This is a genomic window from Pseudoxanthomonas kaohsiungensis, from assembly GCF_010211765.1.
In the GTDB taxonomy this organism is placed as follows: Bacteria; Pseudomonadota; Gammaproteobacteria; order Xanthomonadales; family Xanthomonadaceae; genus Pseudoxanthomonas; species Pseudoxanthomonas kaohsiungensis.
The window spans coordinates 1-793 of the sequence record NZ_PDWO01000039.1 but is presented as its reverse complement, the minus strand read 5'-3'; the positions used below and the strand labels follow the sequence as shown (position 1 = coordinate 793).

Below are 793 nucleotides of genomic sequence, written 5' to 3'. Positions count from 1 at the left end.
GGATGGCAACGTGTGGACGGACGGAAAAGTCGGCAGCCCGTGGATCGGCGGCCTGCCGTTCACCGATCCGAAGGACGGCAACCAGATGATTGCCGACATGACGCTGGCCTGGGGCAAGCACGACTACTCGCAGTACGCGATCCCGGCGTGGAGTCTGAATCCGCAGGGCGAAGGGGCCTACAGCCAGGATTTCGTCTGGTGCGAACTCAACACCACGGCGCGCGGTGACGGCACCGTCTTCAACGGCATGAGCGACAAGCTGCGCCTGCAGACGGTCTTCTTCACCGGGCCCAACGACATCAAGGGATCCTCGTTCCTGTCCATCTGGTACTACGACCAGCGCAAGTTCCCGGATCTGTACGGATACTTCCCGGCGTTCAAGCGCGTGCGCCAGTTCCCTACCAACCAGCGCTTCGAGCCGCTGGTGCCGGGCATCACGTTCTTCCTGTCCGACGCCTGGGCCGCCGGCGATCCGATGCTCACGTGGGGCAACTACAAGATCGTCGAACGCAAGCCCTTCCTCGGCGCGGTCAGCAATCGCAACTGGAACGGCGCCGATGCGAAATGGCATCGCCCGTTCCATGGCGGACCCAAGGGCAAGACCTTCCTCGACAGCTACTTCTCGCTGGTGCCCGAGGCGATCGTCCTCGAAGGAAAACAGAGGCGCGTAGACCACAAGACTCTGCGCTTCGATATAGCGGTACACGGGCTTGACCGCGGCTACCACGATCAGGACGCGCCCGATATTGCCGTGCAGTAGGCTCAGATCATCGTGCGTATCGAATGACGCGAC

General features: G+C 62.3%; 1 protein-coding gene. It reads left to right on the top strand.

The features are described from left to right. A partial coding sequence (locus CSC66_RS17165; protein WP_162378627.1) for a DUF1329 domain-containing protein occupies positions 1-760 on the top strand: 760 nt, incomplete at its 5' end. Between the last annotated feature and the right edge of the window lie 33 nt (positions 761-793).